This is a genomic window from Micromonospora sp. MP36, from assembly GCF_008119785.1.
Classification (GTDB): Bacteria; Actinomycetota; Actinomycetes; order Mycobacteriales; family Micromonosporaceae; genus Micromonospora.
On record NZ_VSFA01000286.1, the window covers coordinates 1 to 760 of the forward strand.

The window sequence follows — 760 nt, forward strand, 5'->3', positions numbered from 1 at the left end:
TCGCCGGCGAAGATCACCGCGCGCAACTGGAGTTGGTCCAGGCGCGGGTCGCCGGCGCCGGCCATCGCCACCAGCGAGCGGAACGCGGTGGGCGTCTGGTTGAGCATCGTCACATGGTGCTCGACCATCAGGTCCACGAACTCGTCCGGGTTGCGCGTCACAGCCTGCGGCACCACGACCAAGGTGCCGCCGAAGAGCAGCGCGCCCCACATCTCCCACACCGACACGTCGAACGCGAACGAGTGAAACAGCGGCCACACGTCATCGGTACGGAAACCGTAGTGCCGATCACCGACCTCCATCAGCCGCGCCACATTACGATGCGTCAGGCAGACACCCTTCGGCTTGCCCGTCGAGCCGGACGTGTAAATCACGTAGATCAGATCATCGACCGAGCCGGGCACGGCCGGGTCAGTGCTCGGCGCAGCCGCGATCTCCGCCGCGTCGGGATGCACAACCCTTCCGTCGTAGACGGCCTCCAACGGACCGGCCAGTTCCCTGGAGGCAACCACGACGGAGACCTGCGCGTCCTCCAGCATGAAGCCGAGCCGATCCACCGGCTGCGCCGGATCCAACGGCAAATAACCAGCACCCGCCTTCAACACACCCAACAACGTCGGAATCAGATCCGGACCCCGCTCCAGATGCACACCGACAAGCTCGCCCGCACCCACCGCACGCAGGTGATGGGCAACCCGATTCGCCCGCTCGTCCAACTCCCGATACGACAACCGCACATCCCCCGCCACCACCGCCACCG

General features: G+C 66.2%; 1 protein-coding gene. It reads right to left on the minus strand.

From position 1 onward, the window contains the following. The coding region (locus tag FXF52_RS41195) for an AMP-binding protein (protein WP_148805057.1) at nt 1-760 on the minus strand (760 nt) is incomplete at both ends.